Genomic DNA, 21,237 nt, shown 5'->3' with positions numbered 1-21,237 from the left:
TCCCGCTCACCAGATGCGGGTGGCGAAGATCTGCTTCATGCGTTTCAGCAGTTGGTTTTCCTGGGCGATCACTGTTTCCGAGTGCAGATCCTCTAACTGGTTGCGCCGGGCCGTCACCAAGCGTGCCAGCTCATCCAACAGGGCAGGGTTCTTCTGCAGCAGAGGGGCCACGTGCTGCTGGGCCACCTTCAGCATCACGCATTCGTCGATCGCCACCACGCTGGCACTGCGGGGGCTGTCGGTGAGCAGCGACATCTCTCCGAAGATGTCGCCGGGGCTGAGCTGAGCCACGGGCACCATGGCGCCACTGGCCTGGCGTTTCCGCACCTCCACCCGGCCGCTCACCAGCTGGTAGAGGGAATGGCCGGGAGCACCTTCCTGAACCACGGCTTCGGCGGGGGAGAACCTCAGGCAATCGGCCTGCTGGGCCAGGCTGGCGAGTTCGTCGTCGTTGAGCGCGCCGAACAGCGGATTCCTCCCCAGCAGAGCGATGCGCTCACCGGTCGCCAGCCGGGTGGGGTGGTTGCTGTCCTTCGGCGTGCGCTTGGGCCGCAGTTCGCGAACCGGATAGGGCACGCTCTGACCGTTTCGCTCCAGGGAATACCAGATCTGGCCGAGCAGCTCACTGCGCAGGTTGAGCAGATCCGCGGAGTTTCCCGGCATCTGGAAAACCAGAATCTCATAGGTGATCGCGCTCTCGCCGAAACTCTCCACCCGCACCGCGGGAGGGGGCAGGCTCAGCACGTCCGGATGCCGGTTGAGCACGTCCAGCACCAACGTGTGGGCCTGGGCCGGTGGCAGGGCGTAGTCCAGGCCGATGCTGAAGCGGTTGCCCATCGAGCCGTAGCGGCAGAAGTTCTCCACCACCGCCTCGGTCACCATGGTGTTGGGCACCACCACCAGGGCGCCCTTGACGTCTCTCAGGCAGGTGTCCCGCCAGTTCACCGACACCACCACCCCCTGGTGCTGCTCGCCAACCTGGATGAAGTCGCCCACCTTGAAGATGTCGTCGAGCTGCAGTTCCAGCCCGGCGAACAGATCCTTCAGGGGTTCCTGCGCCGCCAGCCCCAGCACGGCCGTGAGCACGGCTGATGTGGTCACCAGGCCCACCACATCGAAGCGGGCCAGCTCCCTCAGCACGATCACGGTGGCGAGGCCGGAGCCGCCGAGCATCAGCAACTGCACCAGGATCTGGGGCGGGGGTTTCCGCCAGCCCAGGGCTGCCGGCAGTTCCACGGTCAACCACAGCAGAAGCCTGATCCCCAGGTAGCTGACCAGCAGCTTGTCGGTGATCAGGATCCAGGGGCGGTAGGGGTGGGGCGGGAGCCCCTGGGGCAGGGATTCCACCAGGGCCCAGGCCAGCAGAACGGCTGCGGCCAGTCCCACGGGAAGCTTTGGCAGTCCGAGGCGGCGTGCGCCCTGCTGCAGGGGCAGCAGCAGGGCCAGGAGCGTGATGGCGGCGAGCCACACCTGCAGAAGTGGCATCCGGGCAGTGAACGGGAACGGTGGTGGATCTCGCGGCCGGCGCAGTTCGGCTCGCCGGCAGGCTAGGTCGAGCGATCGAAGCGGTGGTAGAGATCTGCATCCCCCCGGTGGAGACCAAGCCCCGTGTCATCGCTGCTGTTTCGACCCCATCGCTGGGCTGGCCCCGCTGGCGTTGTGGCTGCCTTCGGCGTCAGCTTCAGCTCCGGCCTCACCCCCACCCACGCCCAGCAGGTGCAGCTGCGCTGTGATGGCACCCTGCTGGAGGCCCAGGGCAGTGCCGAGCAGAAACGCCCGATCCAGCGCCTCCGCCTCTCCCTGGCTCTGGAGGCCGAGGGCGCCTCGACGGATGAGGCCCTCGGCCTGCTGCAGCAGCGGTTGGCTGCGGTGCGCTCAGCGCTGCAGCGCCTCGACGTCAAGGAGCTGGATGTCACCTCCCCGTCCACCTTCATGCGGCCGGCAGAGCGTGGCCGGGCCCCCGTGGCGCACGCCAGCCTGCGGGTGAGCGGCGAGCTGCAGCCGGCCCGGCTGCAGGCCCTGGTGCGGGAGGTGGGCGGTCTCCCCGGCGTCAGCCTGGCACCGGTGAGCGCTGTGGCCGATGACGCCCAAGCCGCGGTGGTGAGGCCCCAGCTGCTGCGGGCCGCCTACCAGGACGCCCTGGCCCAGGCCCGGGAGATGGCCGAGGCGATCGGCGTGGGTAGCCCTGCACCGCTGCACGTGCAGATCGAGTCGGCCTTTCGCCCGGTGCCCATGGCTGCGGCTCAGCGGGACATGGCCTCAGCGCCGGAGTTCGACCCCGACGAACTGCCCCAGCCCATCGACCGTGTGCAGTTGTCGGTACGATTCTGCGCCCGTTGATGCGGTGAGCGCTTCGGAACCGCTGGCTCAGGCCGGGGCATGGCTGGGCCCCGGCCTGAGCCGTCCACCTTGACAATGGGGCAAAATGCCTAAACACAATCACCCGCTAAATGGCCACCCCCAGCGTTGTCCTCCAGGCTGGGGTCCAGTCGTTCCTGCTGCTGGCCATGGGCCATTTCCTGGCCGATTTCGGCCTGCAGAGTGACCGCATGGCCACGGAGAAGTGCCGGGGCAAGGACTGCACCTTGCCGTGGCAGTGGTGGTTGCTCTCCCATGCCGCCATCCATGGCTTTTTTGTAGCCGTGCTCACCGGCGTGGTGTGGCTGGGCCTGGCGGAATGGGTGGTGCACATGCTGATCGACGATGGCAAGTGCCGCCATCGCTACAGTCTTGGCTTCGATCAGCTGCTGCATCTCATCTGCAAACTTGTGTGGGTGCTGGTGATGCTGGCCAACGGCTGGCTGGGCCTCACGGGCCTGCTGCGCCTGGTGTGATGCAGCCCCACGCTGCCCTCGGCACGCCACTGTCCAGATTTCATTCGTCCTCGAGATAGGTCGTCTGCTCCAGACTCGATCTGAGGTGGGCCATCAGCCGCCTGGCGTCACCGATTCCCAGGCGACCACTGGCGATCGCCGCCTCGCTGGCCATCCGCAGCCGCTCCAGCAGCAGCTCGGGATCGTGCTCCATCGCCTCCAGCACCTCGGCGTTGGTGTCACCGTGCACCACGTGGTCCACCTGGTAGCCGCCGCCGGCCGCCAGGCGGATGTGCACCGCATTGGTGCTGCCGAACAGGTTGTGCAGGTTGCCCATCACCTCCTGGTAGGCCCCGGCCAGAAACAGTCCCATCCAGTAGGGCTCACCTGGCCTCAGGTCATGCAGCTCCAGCAGCGGCTTCACCTGCCCCCGGTCGATGAAGCGGGCCAGCTTGCCGTCGGAGTCGCAGGTGAGATCAGCGAAGCTGCCCAGCCGCAGGGGCCGCTCGTGCAGGCGCTGCAGGGGCAGCACCGGAAACAGCTGGTCGATCGCCCAGGTGTCGGGTGCGGAGCGGAACACCGAGAGGTTGGCGTGGTAGGTGCCGGCCAGCACGGCCGGCAGGGCGCGCAGCTCCTCCGGCACTGGCGCCTCCGCGGGCAGCGCCGCCAGGTGATCGGCGATCGCCTGGCAGCAGGCCCAGGTGAGCTGCTCGGCCCGTCCCCGCTCCGGCAGGCTCAGGTAGCCCAGCCGGAACGCCGCCAGGGCGTCATCGCGGAACTTGAGCGCGTCGTTCCAGGCCTCCTGCAGGTGCTCCAGGCCGCCGCTCGCCGCAGCGGCGCCCACCCCCGCGCTCGCGTCGTCTTCGCCACCCCGGGCCCGCCAGGCCTCGATGGTGTGCAGGGTGTCGCGCAGATTGCGCAGGATCAGCGCTTCCTCCCCCGCGGCCTGAGGCACCGCCCCGGCCAGGGCAGCGGCCCCCAGCACGTTGAACACCAGCACCGAGAAGTGGCTGGCGATCGCCCGGCCGCTCTCGCTCACCAGGCTGGGCGGCGTGACGCCGTGGGGCTCGCAGCACTCGCGCACCGTGGCCACCACGTCGTTGGCGTAGTTCTGGAGCGAGTAGTTCCTGGAGGCGGCGGTGGCGGTGCGGCTGCCGTCGTAGTCGATCGCCAGGCCACCGCCGACATCGAGATAGCCCATCGGCGCCCCCAGGCGGGTGAGCTCCACATAGATCCGACCGGCCTCCTGCAGGGCGTCCTTGAGAACGGCGATGTCGTTGATCTGACTGCCGATGTGGAAGTGCAGCAGCCGCAGGTCGCCCAGCAGGCCGGCCTGATCGAGGGCCTCCACGCAGGCCAGCAGGTCTGGCACCGAAAGCCCGAACTTGGCCCGCTCTCCCACCGAGCTGCCCCAGCGACCGGTGCTGCGGGTGGCCAGTTTGGCGCGGATGCCGATCAGGGGGGCGGCTCCCAGGGCATGGCTGGCGGCGATGATCCGCGGCACCTCGTCGGCCTGCTCGATCACCACCACCGGCTGGCGTCCCAGCTGGCGGGCGAGGATCGCCGTCTCGATGTACCGCTGGTCCTTGTAGCCGTTGCAGATCAGCAGGGCGTGCGGGTCGTCGAGCAGGGACAGGGCGATCAGCAGCTCGGCCTTGCTGCCGGCCTCCAGGCCGAAGTGCCAGCGCTTGCCGCTTTCCACCAACTGCTCCACCACGTGGCGCTGCTGGTTGCACTTCACCGGGAACACCCCCTGGTAGCGCCCGGGGTAGCCGTACTGGGCGATGGCCCGCTCGAAGGCCGCGTGCAGCCGCTCCAGCCGGTCCTCGAGGATGTCGTCGAAGCGGATCAGCAGCGGCAGGCCCAGGTCGCGCCCCTGCAACTCCCCCACCAGCTCCACCAGATCGAGCGAGCCACCGCGATCCCCCCGCGGCTGCACCATCACATGGCCGCGCTCGCTCACCGAGAAGTAGGGATCCCCCCAGCGATCCAGGCCATAGAGGGCGGCGCCGTCGGCCGAGCTCCAGAGCGGCGCAGCCGCCGTGGGGTGCCGATCCTGGTCAGGCCGATCGGGGTGAGGAGGATCGGCGAGCACCATCGGAACTGGGGGGGTGTCCACCGCTCGTTGCAACAATTGGTGAATGTACGTGGATTGCCCGGCATCCTGATCCGCCTGGCCTGGGGGGATCACGGGTGTCGGTTCTCTGTCAGCCCCGTGCACGGCCCTGTCGGATCGCGGAGGGTGGGCCTGCTGTCGGGACAGGGCTTCCCGTATCGCCTGAACACCCGCATCGTGCAGCAGAGCCAACCATGCGTACCGGAGCCCCATCGCGTGACAGCCATGCCGCTTGACAGGCCCGCGCCTCTGCCCGCACCGCCGTGCCGCCGGGGCGCGGGTGTGGGGGCTGTGCTGCTGCTCATCGCCGGCAACCTGGCCTTGGTCCCTGTCCGGGCGGGGGGAGCACGCCCCTTGCCCCAGGTGGTGGCCGTTCCCACCCGTCCGGCCTGGGTGCAGCCACCGGGGGGACAGGAGCGCCCTGCCGCGGTCGGTCAGCGCCTGATGCGCGACTCCCTGGTGCGCACCAGCAAACCGGGACGCCTGCAGGTGCAGCTGGCCGATGGCCGCAGTTTCCGCCTCGGCGGTGATGCCTTGCTGCGCGTGCGACCCAGCTCTCTGACGCTCGAGCGCGGCCAGATCATCGCCTGGGTCACTCCGGGACGTCCCGGCTCCGGCCCGCTGGAGGTGCGCACCCGCAGCGCCACCGCCTCGATCGAGGGCACCACGGTGTTCGTGGACGCCACGGAGCACGACCTGCGCCTGTTCAGCTGGGAGGGGCGGGTGCGGGTGGTCACCGATGCCGGCGACACCGTGATTCTCACCAGTGGCGAGGAACTGGCCTTCCGCGATGGCGCCTGGCAGCCGCCACGGCGTCTCAGCCGAGAGGAGGCGGCGGCGCGCAGTGCCCGCAGTGAGCTGCTGCAGGGTTTCGACACGCCGATGGAGACCCTGCCGCTGATCGAGGCGGAACTGGGGATCCAGGTGCGGTGAGGGGAGTCCCGCCGCTGTGGGGCCTGCCCCTGGTCCTGCCGCTGCTGGCCCTGCCGCCCCTGGCGTCCAGTCCCGTGGGGCGAGGCCTGAGCGCTGTCGACGCCCAGCTCGAGGCGCTCGCCTTCCAGCTGCGAGGGGCACGTCCCGCCCCGGAGCAGGTGGTGATCCTGGCCATCGACAGCCCCTCGCTGACGCTGGATCAGCTGCTCACGCCCGAGGAGCGCCAGGCGTCGCCGCTCTGGAGGGATATGGGCCCCTGGCCCTGGCCCCGGGCCTTGCAGGCTGAACTGGCGGCCCAGCTGCTCGAGCGAGGGGCCCGCCAGGTGGTGCTGAATGTGGTGCTGGCCGAACCCAGCCGCTACGGGCCGAGCGACGATGCGACGTTTCGGCGGCGCCTGGAGCCCTGGCGATCGCAGCTGGTGCTGGCGGCAGGGTGGACCGTCGAGCGGCCCGCTCCGGGTCTGGCGATGGGTAGTCTCCGGCGCCCCAGCCTCGTGGAGGACTGGGCGATCGCGGGGCTGCCACCGCCCCGTGAAGGGCTGACCACAGTGCTGCAGAGCCCCCAGGGTGTGGCCACTGCCATTCCCGGGGCGGCCTGGATGGAGGATCACCTGGGGGGCTTTCAGTCGCCCCTGCCGCCGCCTCTGGCCTACGCAGCCGCCCGGCGTCCAGTTCCCCGGGCGCCGCTCGGCATCAACTACCCGGGCCCGGTCGGCAGCATCCGGCGCCTGAGCGCCTGGCAGCTGCCCCAGGCCGATCCGGCGTTCTGGCGGGATCGCACCGTGGTGATCGGGGCCACCACCGCCGGCCTGGGAGACCAGCTGGAGACCCCCTTCGGACCTCAGAGCGGCACCGATGTGCAGGCGGCGGCCATCGCCTCGGTGCTCAGCGATCAGGGCCTCCGCCCTCTGCCCGTTCCCCTGGCGGCGGCCTGGCTGCTGCTGACGGTGGCGATCAGCGCGCTGGCCCTGGCCCGCAGCGGCAGTTCGCAGCGATCGCTGCTGCTGGGTGCGGGCCTGTCCGTGGCCACCCTGTGCCTCTCGGCCCTGCTCTGGGGCCTGTTGCTGGTGCGCTCCCCCGCCTCGGCTCTGGCGCTTCCGCCCATCCTGGCGGCGGGTCTGCGGGCCGCCGGCCAGGCGAGCCGGGAGCAGCGGCAGCGCGCCGTGCTTCAGAAGCTGCTGGCCAGCCGTCTGGATCCGGCTCTCCTCGATGAGATCCTGCGCGACCCCGCACCCTTCTGGACCCAGGCGCAGGGGGCCCGCTGCCGTTGCGTGGTGCTGTTCAGCGATCTGGAGGGGTTCACGGCGCTGAGCTCGCGGCTGGAACCCGCAGCCCTGTTCGCGCTGCTGAATCGCTACTTCGATGCCATCGGTGCAGCGGTGGTGGCGGAGGGAGGGCTGCTGGACAAGTACATCGGCGATGCCCTGATGGCGGAGTTCGGTGTGCCCCGCAGTCGGGGCGATCAGCAGGAGGCCCTGGCGGCGCTGCGGGCCGTGATCGGCATGCGCGGTCGCCTGGCCGCGCTCAACCAGGAGCTGGCCGCCGAGGGTCTGCCGCCCCTGCGCCAGCGTCTGGGGCTCCACATCGGCGAGGTGATGGCCGGCAACCTGGGCAGTCAGCGGCACCTGGAGTTCACCGTGGTGGGAGCGGCGGTGAATGTGGCCAGCCGCCTGGAGGCTCTCGGCCATGCCTTCCCCGACTATGACCTGCTGCTCAGCGGCGAGCTGCTGGCCTTGCTGCCCACCGACCTTCCCTTCAAATCCCTGGGAGAGCAGTGCCTGAGGGGCTGGCCGGAGCCCATCGCGGTGTACGGCCTGGAGCGAGACGTCAGCCTGCAGCTGTCGCCCTGAGCAGGCCGGTTGCTTGCCAACCGGCAGGGCCGCCGCACACGATGGCGCGATCCCTGTCAACGCCCCCATGACTGCCGAACGCACCTTCATCGCCATCAAGTCCGACGGCGTGCAGCGGGGGCTGGTGGGGGAGATCCTGGGGCGCTTCGAGCGCAAGGGCTTCAAGCTGGTGGGCCTCAAGCAGCTCACCCCCAGCCGGGAGTTGGCCGAAGAGCATTACGGCGTGCACCGTGAGCGGCCCTTCTTCGCCGGCCTGGTGGCGTTCATCACCTCCGGCCCGGTGGTGGCGATGGTGTGGGAGGGCGATGGGGTGATCGCCAGCGCCCGCAAGCTCATCGGAGCCACCAAGCCCCTGGAGGCCGAGCCCGGCACCATCCGCGGCGATCTGGCCGTGAACATCGGCCGCAACGTGATCCACGGCTCCGACGCCCCCGAAACCGCCAGCTTCGAGATCGGCCTGTGGTTCCAGCCCTCCGAACTGAGTGACTGGACCCCCGCCGATCAGGTCTGGCGCGTCGAGGGCTGAGCGGTCGGGCGGCTCAGGCTGCCGCGAAGCGATCCCAGCGGAAGGCCCGCAGAAACCTCGCCGCCATGGCCGGCTCCACACCGCTGGGCTGGTCCGGGCAGAGCTGCTGTGCCAGCAGCGCGCCGGTGATCGCCGCCAGCAACACGCCGTTGCGGTGGTGGCCGGTGGCCAGCAGCAGGCCGGGGATGGGTCCCGGGCCGAGCAGGGGCCCCTCGTCGGGGGTACATGGCCGGAACCCCCACCAGCGCTCCATCGGCGGCCAGCCGGCAGCCTCGGGCAGCAGGGCCGCGATGCCACCCTCCAGCTGCCGCTGGCCGGCCGGGGTGAGGCCGTCGGCGAAGCCGGCTGCGGGCTCGCTGGTGGCCCCCACCACCAGCAGGCCGTCCTCGCGGCCCACCAGGTAGGTGCCGGGCCCGAAGATCACCCGCCGCAGGGCCTGGCGTGGTCCTTGCAGCGACAGCATCTGGCCCTTCACCGGGAACACCGGCAGCTCCGGCAGCAGTTCGGCGCTCCAGGCTCCGCAGGCCAGCACCGCCCGGCGGCAGGGCAGGCCGTGGCGGCTGCCATCTGCGCGGCGCAGCGCCACGCCCGCGAGGGCACCGCTGCCATCCCGCTGCAGCGCCTCCACCTCGGTGCCCTCCTCGAAGCCCACCCCGAGGCCGGTGCAGGCCCGCTCCAGCGCCCGCATCAGCCGGCGGCGGTTGTCGATCTGGCCGTCCTGCATGAACAGCAGCCCCGCCTGCCAGCTGGGGCCGATGCCGGGCACCTGGTGTTCCAGCGCGGCGCGCTCCAGCAGCTGGCCATGGGCGGCGGTGGGATAGGCCTCCGCCTCGGCGCTGCCGGCGCAGGGCACCACGATCCCGCAGGGCCTCAGACCGCAGCCCAGCCCGCTGTCGCCTTCCACCTGCTCCACCCAGGCGGGGATGCGCTCGAGGCTGGCCTGGCCCAGGGCCAGCAGCTCGCCGCTGAGGCCCTCGGCGTGGGGGGCCAGCATCCCGGCGGCCACGAAGCCGGCCGCCTCCCGGCGGCTCCGGCTCAGCACCGTCACCGGCAGGCCGCGGCGGGCAACCTGGTGGGCGATGGTCAGGCCCATCAGCCCGCCACCGAGAATCAGGATCGTTTCGTGGGCCATCTCGGCTGTCACCGCCCCCCTGGGTCTCTCAGCCAGCTTCCGAAGCTAGGTTGACGGTTCAGCTCACATGGGTCCCATCCAGCACCGATCATCCGGCGCGTTCCATCCAGCGCACCAGTCAGTCTTGACGCCGTGGGCTCCCCCAGCCCCAGGCATGCGCACCACCCTCAGCACCACTGCGGATCCCGCCGCGATACCAAAGGTCCTGAACGCCCTTGAGGGGTGGCTCGGCGCGGCTGGTGTCGGCGGCGACGACCTCGGCGAGTGGCGGCTTCTGGCCGAGGAGGTGTTGATGAACATCGTCTGCCACGCTCTCGCGCCCGACGCGCAGTCGGTGATCCGGATCGTTGGCTGCTGCGGTGGCGATGGGGTGGAGATCCGCTTCGAGGACGAAGGTCCACCCTTCAATCCCTGTGCCGTGGCGCCACCAGACCTCAGCGCTCCCGTGGAGGAGCGCTGCGCTGGAGGCCTGGGGATCCACCTGCTGCAGATGCTGGCGGACGAGATGGCCTACGACTACCGCGACGGCAGGAACCTGCTCACACTCCGAAAGCGACACCAGCCCCAGGCGCTCCCTGACGCCTAGGCCCCTGGTCGGCTGGCGGAGCGAGCCTGGGTCGCAGCCAACTGCCAGGGGCTGAAGGCCCGTCTACCGTTGGGCTCCTTGGGGTTCCGGATCGTTCCGGTCTGCTGCCATGGCTCTCGTCGTCGTCATCGAGCGGTCAGCGCAGGCCGCACAGCCGGGGGTCCGCAGCGTGCGACTGCAGGGCCGTCTCGACAATGAGTCGGCAGACCAGCTGGATCAGCAACTGCTGTCGCTGTGGCAGGAGTCGTTCGAGCTGCTCGTTTTCAATCTCGCTGAGCTGGTTTACATCAGCAGCATGGGGCTGAGATCGCTGTTCATGGCTCAGAAGGCGATGAAGGAGCGGCAGGGTCGCGCCCTGTTCGTGGACGCCCGGCCCGCGGTGCAGAAGGTCTTCGACATTGTGCGGGCGGTGGATGTCGGTTCGGTGTTCGCCAGTGCGGCGGAGCTCGATACCTATCTCGACTCCATGCAACGCAAGCTCACGGATCCCGATCAGAGCTGAGGCGATCGCCTCGGGGCTGTCTGCTGAACACCCCTGCCCCCTGGGTGGCCCTGTCCATAGGATCAGGCCAACGCAATTGGATTGGGCATGGCAGGGCAGGCAACAGGTCAAGCCGACTGGGAGGCCGTGATCGGCCTGGAGACCCACGTGCAGCTGGGCACCGCCAGCAAGATCTTCACCTCGGCCTCCACTGCCTTCGGCGACGACCCCAACACCCACATTGATCCGGTGGTGTGCGGGCTGCCCGGCACCCTGCCGGTGCTCAATCGGAAGGTGCTCGAGTATGCAGTGAAGGCAGCAATGGCCCTCAATCTTCATATCGCTGAGCATAGTAAGTTTGATCGCAAGCAGTATTTCTATCCCGATCTGCCCAAGAACTACCAGATCTCCCAGTACGACGAACCGATTGCCGAAGACGGCTGGATCGAGGTGGAGGTGGCGGAAAAGGGCAAGGACACCTATCTGAAAACGATCGGCATCGAGCGCCTGCACATGGAGGAGGACGCCGGCAAGTTGGTGCACGCCGGCAGCGATCGTCTGGATGGCTCCACCCACTCGCTGGTGGATTACAACCGCGCCGGGGTGGCCCTCGCCGAAATCGTGAGCAAGCCCGATCTGCGCACCGGCCGCGAGGCGGCCGAATACGCCTCGGAGATCCGCCGGATCATGCGCTATCTGGGGGTGAGTGACGGCAATATGCAGGAGGGATCCCTGCGCTGCGATGTCAACATCTCGGTGCGGCGCGGCCCCGATGCCCCCTTTGGTACGAAGGTGGAGATCAAGAACATGAACTCGTTTTCGGCGATCCAGAAGGCGATCGATTACGAGATCCAGCGCCAGATCAAGGCCTACGAGGCCGGTGAGCCGGTGGTGCAGGAAACGCGCCTCTGGGATGAGGGCAAGCAGCTCACCAAGAGCATGCGCTCCAAGGAGGGCGCCAGCGACTACCGCTACTTCCCCGATCCCGACCTCGGCCCGATCGAGGTGGGCGCCGAGCTGCGCGAGGGCTGGCGGGCCGAACTGCCGGAGCTGCCGGCCGCCAAGCGCCACCGCTATGCCGAGCAGCTGGGGCTGTCGCCGTACGACGCCCGAGTGCTCACCGACGAGCGCGCCATGGCCGACTACTTCGAGGCGGCCATCGCCGCCGGCGGTGATGCCAAGGGGGTGACCAACTGGATCACCGGCGACATCGCCGCCCACGTGAATGCCAACCGGCTCGCCTATGCCGAGCTGCCCTTCCGGCCCGAGCAGCTGGCCGAAATGGTGCAGATGATCGAAGCCGGTGTGATCAGCGGCAAGATCGCCAAGGAGCTCCTGCCGGAGCTGCTGGAGCAGGGCGGCTCCCCCAAGGCAATCGTGGAGCAGCGCGGCCTGGGCATGATCAGCGACCCGGCGGCGATCACGGCGATCGTGGAGGAGCTGCTGGCGGCCCATCCCGAGGAGGTGGAGGCCTTCCGTGGCGGCAAGACCAAGCTGCAGGGCTTCTTTGTGGGGCAGCTGATGAAGCGCACCGGCGGCAAGGCCGATCCCAAGTTGGCCAACCAGATCCTCAACCAGAAGCTCAAGGGGTGATGACGGCCCGTGACCTGGAGTCGGCCCTGTTATTCCAGGCGATGGTGGCTGCGCCTCTGACTCGGCCCGACCACCGTCCGAGAGCCTGGAGGCTGGATACGCCCTTGGCCCAGATCTATGAGATTCCGGGACTGCTCAACAAGCGGGAGTGCCGCGAGGTGATTGAGGCTATTGATCGGAACCTGGAACGCTCCAAGACCCTCGCAGGGATCTCAGCCCATCGCAGCAGCCAAACCTGCCACCTGGCCTCCTTGGAGCCTGATCTCGCCAGCAGGGTCGACCGCCGCTGTGCGGACCTGATCGGCATGGATCCGGCCTATTCCGATCCCCTGCAGGGACAGCGCTATTCACCGGGTGAAGCCTATGGCGGCCACACGGATTGGTTTTCACCCGATGGTCCCGCTGCTTGCCGTCAGCTGGATTATCTGGGCCAGCGTACCTGGACCGTGATGATCTATCTCAACAGTGTTGAGGAGGGTGGTCAGACCCTCTTTCATCGCATTGGCCGCCGCTTCGAGCCAGTGGCTGGCATGGGCCTGGCCTGGAACAATCTGTATGGCGACGGAGGGGGTAACCCATACACGCTGCATGGGGGATTAAAGGTTCATTGCGGCGTCAAATATATCGTCACGAAGTGGTTTCGTCAGTACCCTCGCCCTGCTGACCCTCTTCCCACTGTCTGATCCGCTGACTTTCCCTGGTCAATGTCAGCTTCACCTGCGTCTCCAGCTCTTGGGGCCTACCTCGGTTGTCGATCAGAAATCGGCATTTCTTCGTTTGCGCTCCAGAGGCCACTGGGCAGCGATCCTCCGGCTGGTGTCACCCTCGCTCAGAGCGTCGCGCTCCATCAGCCGTTGCAGTTGCTGCACTTCGGCGCAGTCCACCAGCCACACCTCGCTGCACAGCGATTCCAGCTCGGGTTTGCCCCGTGCTCCCGCCATTGCGTTGATCAATAGACTCTTCCGCATCTCCGAGCGGCAGCAGATGGCAGTTCCGCTCTCCCTGGTTTCAGCCGCGCTCCTACCCCTGCTGCTGGGTCTTGCCGCCGGCCCGGCCAGGGCTCGCCAGGGGGCCACGGTGCAGGAGATCCTCGATGGCCGCGAGCTCTACATCGATCAGCGCCAGGCACGGGTGCAGCAGCGGGCAGTGGCGCCCCAGGAGATCAGCACCGGCAGAAGCCGCGGCCAGCTGCTGTTCACCACCGGTGCCGCGGGCCGTCTCACCCGCTTCTCCCTGCTGCGTCTGGGCAGCGGCTGCTTTCAGCTCGACCGCGGCCAGATCCTGGTTTCCGGTCCCCAGAGCGGCTGCACGCGCTCGGCCCGCCTGAGCGTGCGGGGCACCAATTACGTGCTCGAGGTGGATGCGAATGGCGCTGCCGAGATCGCTGTGCTGGAGGGCAGCGTGGAGGTGGAGCCCCTGCTGGATGGGGAACCCACCGGGGAGGAGCCCACCACGGTGGAGGCCGGCCAGCGGCTCACACTCTCGCCGGAGGGAGTGGTGCTCACCTTGATTCGGTTGAGCGCCGGCGAATACAGGGGGATCCTCGGAGGGCCCCTGTTCGAGGGCTTCCGCACCCCGCTACCGGGCATCGCTTCGCTGGAGAGCTATCTGAGGCGATCGGTGCCCGGCGTGAATCTGCCCGCATCGCCGCTGAGGCCGGTCCTCCCTGGCTTCAACATGGTGCCGCGCCTCTTCTAGGCGCCGGTCTCGCCCCCCTCCTGTCCTGACGCCCATGCGACCGCGCAACCAGGCGCCCATGGCCGCCATGACGGCGCTGCTCACCCTGGCGGCGGGGCTGCTGAGCGCATTCCCGCCGCAGGCGGTGCGCACCCTCGAGCGCGGGCTGGAGGCCCGGCTCCTGCGGTTGCGGGGGGCCAGGTCGGTTCCGGATTCGGTGGTGCTGGTGACCATCGACGACGCCACCCTGCAGCAGGGAGCCTGGTTCAGCGATGAGGGCAGCGCCGGTGAGCCGGTGCCGCCCTGGGCGGAGGGAATCCACACCCTGCCCTGGCCCCGGGCCCGCTACGGCGATCTGCTCGACCGGCTCAGGGAGGCCGAACCCGCCGCCGTGGGCATCAACCTTGTGTTCCAGGGGGCCAGCAGCCGGGGGGCGGCCGACGACGCCGCCCTGGCTGGAGCTCTGGAGCGGTCGCGGGGTCGGGTGGCCCTGGCCGCCGAGGTGCTCGACATCAGCGAGAGCGGCTTCGCCGGCCTGAGCCTGGTGCAGCCTCCGGAGATGCTGCTGGCTGCGGCCGGGCCGGCCAGCATCGGACTCTCCAACATCCTGCCGGAGCTGTCGGGCGAGGTCTCCCCTCGCCATCCCGAGGCCTTCAGCTGCTCCCTGGCGACCGTGAACCCCCCCATGGCGTTGCCGTCCCTGCCCCGGGTGCTGCTGGAGCAGGCCGGGCGCCCCAGCCGCCAAGCCGATGCCGAGCGCAGCCTCAATGTGTATGGAGCCGAGGGCCGCTTCCTGCGGCTGGCGGCGTGGGAGGTGCTCGACCCCCAGCGCTGGAGCAACCACCCCCAGCGCAGCAGCATCCGCGGGGCTCTGGTGCTGGTGGGCCCGGTGGCGGCCCAGGGCGGCACCGGCACACCCACCCCCTTCGGCAACCTCTCGGGGCTGGAGGTGCTGGCCACGGCCACGGCCAACTCGTTGCAGGGTGACGGCCTGCGCATCTGGCCGGCCGGGCCCATGCAGCGGGGCCTGCTTGCGGCGGGGGCGGTGCTGATTGTGGCCCTGCTGGCTCTCGCCAGGGGCAGCCTGCGCTGGCGGCTCGGCGTAACGGGGGCTGGGCTGGGCCTGCTGTTCGGCGCCGCCGTACTGGCGCTGTTCTGGATCCACACCTGGATTCCCCTGCTGGTGCCCGCCACGGGGCTGGTGGCGCTGGGGCTGGTGCACGGCGGGGCGGCCTACCTGAACGAGGAGCGCGAGCGCCGCCGCCTGCGCCGCACCTTCGAGCGCTACGTGGCGCCCAGCGTGGTGGCCGAGATCCTCGCCGACCCGGCGGACGCCGAGGGCATGCTGCGCGGGCGGCTGCTGCCGGTGACGATCCTGTTCTCCGATCTCAAGGGCTTCACCCAGCTCACCAACCGGCGCAGCCGCACCGGTGAGATCGAGCTGCACGTGCGCCAGCTCAACCAGTATCTGGGCGCCATGGTGGAGGTGATCACGGCCCATGGAGGCACGATCGACAAGTTCATCGGCGATGCGGTGATGGCCGTGTTCGGCTCGCCTGTGAGCCGGGGTGTCGCCGCCGAAGCCCAGGCGGCCGTGCGCTGCGCCCAGGCGATGCGGCACACCCTGCAGCGTCTCAATCAGCAGTGGGCGGAGGAAGGCTGCACCGGACTCGAGAGCGGCATCGGCCTGGCCTCGGGCGAGGTGCTGGTGGGGCAGATCGGCAGCCCCCGGCGCATGGAGTTCACGGTGATCGGCGACAAGGTCAACCTCGCCAGCCGCATGGAGGGCCTCACCCGCAACCTGGAGGTGCCGGTGCTGTTCGATGCCGCCACCGCCGAGCTGGTGCGCAATGCCATCCCGGTGCGCAGCCTGGGGGAGACCCCGGTCAAGGGCATGGATCCCCAGCCGGTGTTCACCTGCGACGCCGTGCCCGCCCTGGAGACCAGTCCATGACCAGCCAGTCCCGCCATCGCCCTGCCGGCCGCCTGCCGGCGCTGGTGCTGCTGGTTCCCTCCGTTGCACTGGTGGCGCTGGTGCCGATGGTGCTGCCGCCGGCGGCAGCCGCCCAGGTCCCCGTCCTCAGCGCCACTGTGCAGGAGATTCTTGACGGACCCGACCTGTTCATCGACCGGCAACGGGCCCGGGTGAAGGACGTGGCCCGCGAGCCCCAGGATGTGAGCACCCGCGACACCCGTGCCCAGCTGCTGTTCAGCAGCGGGGCGGGCGGCCGCATGCCGCGCCGTTCCCTGCTCCGGCTGGGCAGCGACTGCCTGCGGCTGGAGGAAGGTCAGCTGCTGATCTCGGGCCGGCAGGGGGGCTGCACCCGTTCGCTGCGCCTGAGCGTGCGCGGCACCAACTACGTGCTGGAGGTCTTCGAGAACGGCGATACGGCGGTCACCTCCCTGGAGGGCCGCCTGGAGGTGGAGCTGCTGCGCGACGGGGAGCCCAGCGGTCTGGCGCCACGGTTGCTGACGAGCGGCCAGCGTCTGCGCTGGTTTGCTGGCCCGGGACTCGTCACCCAGATCGCCCTCACAGCGGAGGACTACCGGGCGATCCTGCGGGGCCCCCTGTTCGAGGGCTTCCGCTCGCCGCTGCCCGAGCAGGCGGCCCTGGAGGCCCATCTGCAGTCGAACGTGCCGGGGGTGGAGCTGCCCCAGCCGCAGGCCCGTGAACGCCGCGGCCGACCCGGGTTCTCCTTCGGGTTCGGCTTCGGCCTGGGAGGCTCCGGCAACGGCGGCGGTGGCAGTGGGGGTGGCCAGGAACGGGAGCTGCGTCCTGCCCGCTGAACGTCCCTGACGGTGGGGCCCCGGCGGACGCTGCGGCGGGCCGGTCCATAGGATCAGCCCTGGTGCACTCGCAACGGGCAGGGCAGGCAACAGGTCAAGCCGACTGGGAGGCCGTGATCGGTCTCGAGACCCATGTGCAGCTGGGCACCGCCAGCAAGATCTTCACCGCCGCCTCCACCGCCTTCGATGACGACCCCAACACCCACATTGATCCTGCGGTGTGCGGGCTGCCCGGCACCCTGCCGGTGCTTCATCGGAAGGTGCTCAATCGGAAGGTGCTCGAGTATGCAGTGAAGGCAGCAATGGCCCTCAATCCTCATATCGCTGAGCACAGTAAGTTTGATCGCAAGCAGTATTTCTATCCCGATCTGCCCAGGAACTACCAGATCTCCCAGTACGACGAACCGATCTCCGAGCTGCGTCTGAAAGCCGAGGAGTTGCCGGAGCTGCTTGAGAAGGGCGGTTTCGCCAAGGCGCTCGTGGCGGAGCGCGGCCTGGCAATGAGCATCGACCCCTCCGCTCTCCAGGTGGTGGGGCGGCAAGACCCAGCTGCAGGGCTTCTTCGTGGGGCAGCTGATGAAGCGCACCGGCGGCCGGGCCGACCCCCAGCCCGGCAAACGCATCCGCAGCGAGCAGCTGAGGGGCTGTGTGCGCGGTATAGCTTTGAGGGTCCCTTGATCAGGTCGACGGCGTGAACTGGCCGGACGTCATTGTTGTCAACGGACCGTCCAGTGCCGGCAAGTCCACTCTCTGCCGCCGGCTGCAGGCGCGGATCGAGCACCCCTATCTGTGCCTGGGCTTCGATGACCTGATCTTTTTCGCTGCCCCTCGCTACTACAGGGGGGCAGACACGCCTCGGCAGGACGTATCCGATCCTTTCACCGCCCAGGGCGTGCAGATGCATCGGGTGTCCGAGGAGGGGGATCCGCTGGATGTGCGGCCCGTGTTTGGCCCGGTCTTCCGGCGCCTGATCGGGGCCATGGCTCCAGTGGTGCGCACGCTGGTGGAGGGAGGCAACCCGGTGATCTTCGACTATGTCCTGCATGATCAGGAGATGATGGACAGCTGCACAGCCGCCTTCGCCGGGCTGCGCGTGTTCAGCGTGGGCATCACCTGTGACCTGGCCATCCTTGAGGCCCGGGAGAGGGCCCGCGGCGACCGCGTCCTTGGCCGGGCCAGAGGCCTGGCGGATGTGGTGCATCGGTTCTGCACCTACGACCTGACCCTGGATTCTGGTCAGCTGGGGCCCGAGGCCTGCGTGGACCGGGTGGTCTCCGCTCTGCAAGCGGGTTGATGCGGCCGCCGGTCATCAGCTCGGTGCTGGCTGCTGAGGCGCTCCCGGTTTGCTGAAGCCCCGGTTCATCTGAAAGGAGTCCTCCGCGAAGAAGGCGACGCCGTTGTGGAGCCGTTGGCCACGGCACCCTCGATCGTGGCGATCGGTTCATTGGCCAGCGCGTCAGTGCCCGAACGGCCACCTAGGACGGCTGTGCTGGTCGGTCACCCGCCCCTCCCGCCAACGCTGCCGTGAGTTGCTCATGCAGGGCTTCGGCGGGGCCGCGGTTGTCGAGCACGAGATCGGCCAGGGCCCGCTTGCGCTCCAGAGGCCACTGGGCAGCGATGCGGTCCCGGGCCTCGGTTTCGGGCAGCCCATCGCGGGCCATCAGTCGCCGCAGCTGGTGCTCGGCAGCGCAGTCCACCAGCCATACCTCACTGCACAGTCCCTCGAGGCCCGCTTCGAACAGCAGGGGAACCATCAGCACCACCACCGGTGCGGCCGCCCACCGCTTCAGCTCCGCCTCGAACCTTTGCCGCACCAGCGGATGCACCAGCTGCTCCAGCCAGCGCCGCTCGGCCTGATCGGCAAACACGATCCGCCCCAGGGTGGCGCGATCGATGGCCTCGGGTCCCTCTCCTCCGAGGCGCTCGCCGTAGCGCTCCCGCACCGCCTGCGCTCCCGGGCTGCCCGGTGCCAGGGCCTCACGGGCATAGAGATCGGCATCGAGCACCGGCAGCCCCCGGGCCTCCAGCAGCCGACCCACGGTGCTCTTGCCGCTGGCGATGCCGCCGGTGAGGCCGATGCGGCGTTGCTGGCCGCTCCAGCGGGCCTGGTTGAGCCCCTCCAGCAACGGCGGTGGACCCAGCTGCTCCAGTTGGAAGTGGCGCCCGTAGCTGGGGGTGGGCCGCTCTGAATAAAACCGGCTCCGACGCGGCGGATGCAGCCGCTGCCAGCCGTTCACCAGCCGGCTGCGGGCCCGCAGGGCCAACCCCAGCCCCCCCCGCAGCAGCACCGCCAGAGGCGGGCGCAGGCCAGAAGGCCAGTCCGCCAGCAGCATGGCCAGGGTGGCATCGGCCACCCGCCGGTTGCAGGCAGCGGCGGCAAACAGGCTGGCCTCCACCCGGTTGTTCAGAGCCAGGAGTTGCTCGAGGCTGGCCGGCAACCCGGTGATGCCCATGCGTTCCCCCACATGCCGCCAGAAGCGGAACAGGGCCTGTTGCTCCCCGGCCGTGAGCGGCCGCCAGCCGTAGTGCTCCAGCCAGCGGATCGGTTCGGCCACGAAGCCCGAGAGCACGTACAGGAAGTCGGCATTGGCGATGGCGTAGTGGCCGTGGATGCGGTTCAGCCGCTGGATCACCGCCAGGCCGTCCGGGCTGTCGGGGCCATGGCGCAGCAGTTCGGCCACCATCAGCCCGGTGTCGTCGTAGCGCTTGCGCGGCCGCTGCTCGAATTCACCGGTCCGGCTGAGCAGCGCTGAGATCGAGGGCAGGCAGAACGTCTTGAGCAGGGCCAGTTCCAGGGCGCGGGTGATGTCCCAGGGGAAGGCAGTGCCCGCCAGGTGGTGGCAGAGCGCTGCCGCCTCGGCATCCAGGCGGTTGCGCGGATCCATGGCTGGCATCGCCCCTCATGCGCACCCATTTTCCGTGGGATCGGCCTCCGGCTCGATCCGCTGCAGGCGCCGATTCAGGATGCAGACACTGGCCGCCCTGCCTTGACTCACCCCTGGACCCCGATCCCCGGCGGCCTCACCGCTCCCAGCGGCTTTCTGGCGGCGGCGATCACTGCGGGCCTGAAGGCCTCGGGCAAGCCCGACCTCTCCCTGCTGCTGGCCCCCGAGGGGGCCGTGTGCGCCGGCACCTTCACCACCTCCCTGGTGCGGGCCGCCTGCGTGGACCTCTGCGCTGAGCGGCTGCAGGCCTCAGGCGGCCGGGCCCGGGCGGTGCTCACCAACTCCGGCCAGGCCAACGCCTGCACCGGTGGGCGCGGCCTGGCCGACAGCCTCACCGCCACGGCGGCGACGGCTGAGCGCCTGGGCCTGGCGCCTGAGGAGGTGCTGATCTGCTCCACCGGCGTGATCGGCGTGCCGATCCCGATGGACACCCTGGTCGCGGGCCTCGATCCCCTGGTGGCCGCCCTCAGCCCCGACGGTGGCCCGGCGGCAGCCCGGGCGATTCTCACCACCGACCTGGTGGACAAGCAGATCGCCCTGGAGGCGACGCTGGGCGGCCGCACGGTGCGCATCGGCGGCATGGCCAAGGGCTCGGGAATGATCCACCCCGACATGGCCACGATGCTCGGCTACCTGAGCTGCGATGCCGGCGTGCCGGCGGAGCTGTGGCAGGCCATGGTGCGGCGGGCGGTGGATCGCTCCTTCAATGCGATCACGGTGGACGGCGACACCAGCACCAACGACACGTTCCTGGCGTTTGCAGCCGGCGAGCCCCTGAGCCCTGAGCACTTCGACGCGCTGGAGGCCGGCCTGACGGCGGTGTCGCAGCATCTGGCGCGTGCCATCGCCCGCGACGGTGAGGGCGCCACCTGCCTGATCGAGGTGCGGGTGGAGGGAGCGGCCGATGACGCCGGCGCCCGCGCCATCGCCCGCACCGTCTGCGGCTCCTCGCTGGTGAAGTGCGCCGTGCACGGCCGCGACCCCAACTGGGGCCGGATCGTGGCCGCCGCCGGCCGGGCAGGGGTGGCCTTTGATGCGGCGGCCGTGGCCCTGTGGCTGGGGGACCACCAGCTGATGGCCGCCGGCGAGCCGCTGCCCTTCGATCGGGCGGCCGCCTCGGCCACCCTGCGCGAACGGGCCGCCGGCGCCTACCTGGGCGGCAGCGGACCCGGCGGCGACACGGTGCTGATCCGCCTGCGGGTGGGCGATGGCCCCGGCCGGGGAGTGGCCTGGGGCTGTGATCTCTCCGACCAATATGTGCGCATCAACGCCGATTACACCACCTAACTTCCTTCGATGGTGACTCCCGCCCCGGTTCGCTCGTCCCGGCACGTGGTGCCGCAGCGCTGGCGGATTCCGCTGCTGGCGGGCTTCTGCTTCGGCCTCGGCTACGGCGTGGTGCAGCGCCTGATGCAGCTGGAGCTTCCTCGGGGGGGACAACTGGTGGAGTCGTTCCGGATGAAGGAGTTTCCCGGCACCACCCTGGAGAGCCTGCGGCTGAAGCTGGGCGAGGAACCCCGGCCGATCCGCGGCGATCTCGGTGCCCTGGAGCAGGAGGAGCAGCAGCGCAAGGTTGAGACCGAGCGGCGCCAGCGGGAACAGGAGCTGGAGGCCGAACGTCAGCGCGAGCGGCTGGAGCCCCCCCTCAGCCGCGAGCTGGAGCCCGCCCCCGCCCCTCTGCCCTTGCCCGCCCCTGCGCCTCCGCCCGCGGCCGACCCCCGGCCACCCCTGGATCCGCCCAGCTCGGCGCCTTCCGAGCTGCTCACCCCCTGAAGCCTCCATCTGCCACAGTTCCCCC

At 69.6% G+C, this 21,237-nt stretch carries 21 protein-coding genes and 1 pseudogene; 17 read left to right on the top strand and 5 right to left on the bottom strand.

Annotation, left to right across the window (positions count from 1 at the left end; genetic code table 11):
* Positions 1 to 6: 6 nt before the first annotated feature.
* Positions 7 to 1,485 (bottom strand): mechanosensitive ion channel family protein, encoded by a 1,479-nt coding sequence (locus KBY96_RS06480; protein ID WP_254978539.1) that lies wholly within the window; start codon positions 1,483 to 1,485, stop codon positions 7 to 9.
* A gap of 174 nt (positions 1,486 to 1,659) precedes the next feature.
* Between KBY96_RS06480 and KBY96_RS06475 the strand changes: the two genes are divergently transcribed.
* The gene (locus tag KBY96_RS06475; protein WP_254978537.1) at positions 1,660 to 2,340 is read left to right on the top strand and encodes an SIMPL domain-containing protein; all 681 of its coding nucleotides are present in this window, start codon (positions 1,660 to 1,662) and stop codon (positions 2,338 to 2,340) included.
* A 110-nt stretch (positions 2,341 to 2,450) separates the two neighbouring features.
* The gene (locus KBY96_RS06470; RefSeq protein ID WP_254978535.1) at positions 2,451 to 2,834 is read left to right on the top strand and encodes a DUF3307 domain-containing protein; all 384 of its coding nucleotides are present in this window, start codon (positions 2,451 to 2,453) and stop codon (positions 2,832 to 2,834) included.
* 40 nt (positions 2,835 to 2,874) lie between these two features.
* Here the strand turns inward: KBY96_RS06470 and speA are convergent, their stop codons facing one another.
* On the bottom strand, positions 2,875 to 4,911 hold the full coding sequence (gene speA, locus KBY96_RS06465) for a biosynthetic arginine decarboxylase (RefSeq protein ID WP_254978533.1): 2,037 nt from the start codon (positions 4,909 to 4,911) through the stop codon (positions 2,875 to 2,877).
* A gap of 381 nt (positions 4,912 to 5,292) precedes the next feature.
* On the opposite strand from speA, the gene KBY96_RS06460 reads away from it, so the two are divergent.
* The 3 genes from KBY96_RS06460 (at position 5,293) to ndk (ending at position 8,238) form a co-directional block, all read left to right on the top strand.
* Positions 5,293 to 5,862 (top strand): FecR family protein, encoded by a 570-nt coding sequence (locus KBY96_RS06460; RefSeq protein ID WP_254978663.1) that lies wholly within the window; start codon positions 5,293 to 5,295, stop codon positions 5,860 to 5,862.
* Positions 5,859 to 7,712: an adenylate/guanylate cyclase domain-containing protein gene (locus KBY96_RS06455; RefSeq protein ID WP_254978531.1), complete on the top strand. Its 1,854-nt coding sequence runs from the start codon at positions 5,859 to 5,861 to the stop codon at positions 7,710 to 7,712. Before KBY96_RS06460 ends, KBY96_RS06455 begins: the two co-directional genes overlap by 4 nt.
* A gap of 67 nt (positions 7,713 to 7,779) precedes the next feature.
* Positions 7,780 to 8,238 (top strand): nucleoside-diphosphate kinase, encoded by a 459-nt coding sequence (gene ndk, locus KBY96_RS06450; RefSeq protein WP_254978529.1) that lies wholly within the window; start codon positions 7,780 to 7,782, stop codon positions 8,236 to 8,238.
* Positions 8,239 to 8,251: 13 nt separating this feature from the next.
* On the opposite strand, the gene KBY96_RS06445 is transcribed toward ndk, so the two are convergent.
* Entirely contained in the window at positions 8,252 to 9,370 is a 1,119-nt protein-coding gene (locus KBY96_RS06445) for an FAD-dependent oxidoreductase (protein WP_254978527.1), read from the bottom strand.
* A gap of 154 nt (positions 9,371 to 9,524) precedes the next feature.
* Between KBY96_RS06445 and KBY96_RS06440 the strand changes: the two genes are divergently transcribed.
* The 4 genes from KBY96_RS06440 to KBY96_RS06425 all read left to right on the top strand — a co-directional run bounded on the left by KBY96_RS06440 (position 9,525) and on the right by KBY96_RS06425 (position 12,713).
* On the top strand, positions 9,525 to 9,956 hold the full coding sequence (locus KBY96_RS06440) for an ATP-binding protein (protein WP_254978526.1): 432 nt from the start codon (positions 9,525 to 9,527) through the stop codon (positions 9,954 to 9,956).
* 109 nt (positions 9,957 to 10,065) lie between these two features.
* Positions 10,066 to 10,458, top strand: a complete 393-nt coding sequence (locus KBY96_RS06435; RefSeq protein ID WP_254978524.1) for an STAS domain-containing protein — start codon at positions 10,066 to 10,068, stop codon at positions 10,456 to 10,458.
* An 87-nt stretch (positions 10,459 to 10,545) separates the two neighbouring features.
* Entirely contained in the window at positions 10,546 to 12,030 is a 1,485-nt protein-coding gene (gene gatB / locus KBY96_RS06430) for an Asp-tRNA(Asn)/Glu-tRNA(Gln) amidotransferase subunit GatB (protein WP_254978522.1), read from the top strand.
* Positions 12,031 to 12,134: 104 nt separating this feature from the next.
* Complete coding sequence (locus KBY96_RS06425; RefSeq protein WP_254978520.1) at positions 12,135 to 12,713, top strand: 2OG-Fe(II) oxygenase; 579 nt, start codon at positions 12,135 to 12,137, stop codon at positions 12,711 to 12,713.
* Between the two features lie 72 nt (positions 12,714 to 12,785).
* Here the strand turns inward: KBY96_RS06425 and KBY96_RS06420 are convergent, their stop codons facing one another.
* Positions 12,786 to 12,971: a dephospho-CoA kinase gene (locus tag KBY96_RS06420; RefSeq protein WP_254978519.1), complete on the bottom strand. Its 186-nt coding sequence runs from the start codon at positions 12,969 to 12,971 to the stop codon at positions 12,786 to 12,788.
* 43 nt (positions 12,972 to 13,014) lie between these two features.
* Here KBY96_RS06420 and KBY96_RS06415 point away from each other — a divergent pair, with 43 nt between their 5' ends.
* From KBY96_RS06415 to KBY96_RS06395, 6 genes and pseudogenes are all read left to right on the top strand, one after another.
* On the top strand, positions 13,015 to 13,728 hold the full coding sequence (locus tag KBY96_RS06415) for a FecR family protein (protein WP_254978517.1): 714 nt from the start codon (positions 13,015 to 13,017) through the stop codon (positions 13,726 to 13,728).
* Between the two features lie 34 nt (positions 13,729 to 13,762).
* A complete protein-coding gene (locus tag KBY96_RS06410; RefSeq protein WP_254978516.1) occupies positions 13,763 to 15,661 on the top strand; it encodes an adenylate/guanylate cyclase domain-containing protein in 1,899 nt (632 codons plus the stop codon).
* Positions 15,658 to 16,494 carry an iron dicitrate transport regulator FecR gene (locus KBY96_RS06405; protein WP_254978514.1) on the top strand — a complete coding sequence of 279 codons (837 nt, stop codon included), beginning with the start codon at positions 15,658 to 15,660 and terminating at the stop codon, positions 16,492 to 16,494. Before KBY96_RS06410 ends, KBY96_RS06405 begins: the two co-directional genes overlap by 4 nt.
* Before the next feature lie 62 nt (positions 16,495 to 16,556).
* Positions 16,557 to 16,910 (top strand): annotated as a pseudogene (locus tag KBY96_RS06400) (Asp-tRNA(Asn)/Glu-tRNA(Gln) amidotransferase GatCAB subunit B); the annotation flags it as partial.
* 148 nt (positions 16,911 to 17,058) lie between these two features.
* Complete coding sequence (locus KBY96_RS16520; RefSeq protein ID WP_396122289.1) at positions 17,059 to 17,172, top strand: hypothetical protein; 114 nt, start codon at positions 17,059 to 17,061, stop codon at positions 17,170 to 17,172.
* Positions 17,173 to 17,185: 13 nt separating this feature from the next.
* Positions 17,186 to 17,788, top strand: a complete 603-nt coding sequence (locus KBY96_RS06395) for a chloramphenicol phosphotransferase CPT family protein (RefSeq protein ID WP_254978512.1) — start codon at positions 17,186 to 17,188, stop codon at positions 17,786 to 17,788.
* A gap of 181 nt (positions 17,789 to 17,969) precedes the next feature.
* Here KBY96_RS06395 and coaE read toward each other — a convergent pair whose 3' ends face one another.
* Positions 17,970 to 19,379, bottom strand: coding sequence for a dephospho-CoA kinase (coaE, locus tag KBY96_RS16385; RefSeq protein WP_315859473.1), 1,410 nt, complete (start codon positions 19,377 to 19,379; stop codon positions 17,970 to 17,972).
* Positions 19,380 to 19,439: 60 nt separating this feature from the next.
* Between coaE and argJ the strand changes: the two genes are divergently transcribed.
* Both argJ and KBY96_RS06375 read left to right on the top strand, forming a co-directional pair.
* Entirely contained in the window at positions 19,440 to 20,726 is a 1,287-nt protein-coding gene (gene argJ / locus KBY96_RS06380; protein ID WP_396122288.1) for a bifunctional glutamate N-acetyltransferase/amino-acid acetyltransferase ArgJ, read from the top strand.
* Positions 20,727 to 20,735: 9 nt separating this feature from the next.
* A complete protein-coding gene (locus KBY96_RS06375; protein ID WP_254978508.1) occupies positions 20,736 to 21,212 on the top strand; it encodes a hypothetical protein in 477 nt (158 codons plus the stop codon).
* Positions 21,213 to 21,237: the final 25 nt, after the last annotated feature.

Source organism: Cyanobium sp. ATX 6A2 (assembly GCF_024346355.1).
Taxonomy (GTDB): Bacteria; Cyanobacteriota; Cyanobacteriia; order PCC-6307; family Cyanobiaceae; genus NIES-981.
This window is presented reverse-complemented; position numbering and strand designations above follow the sequence as displayed.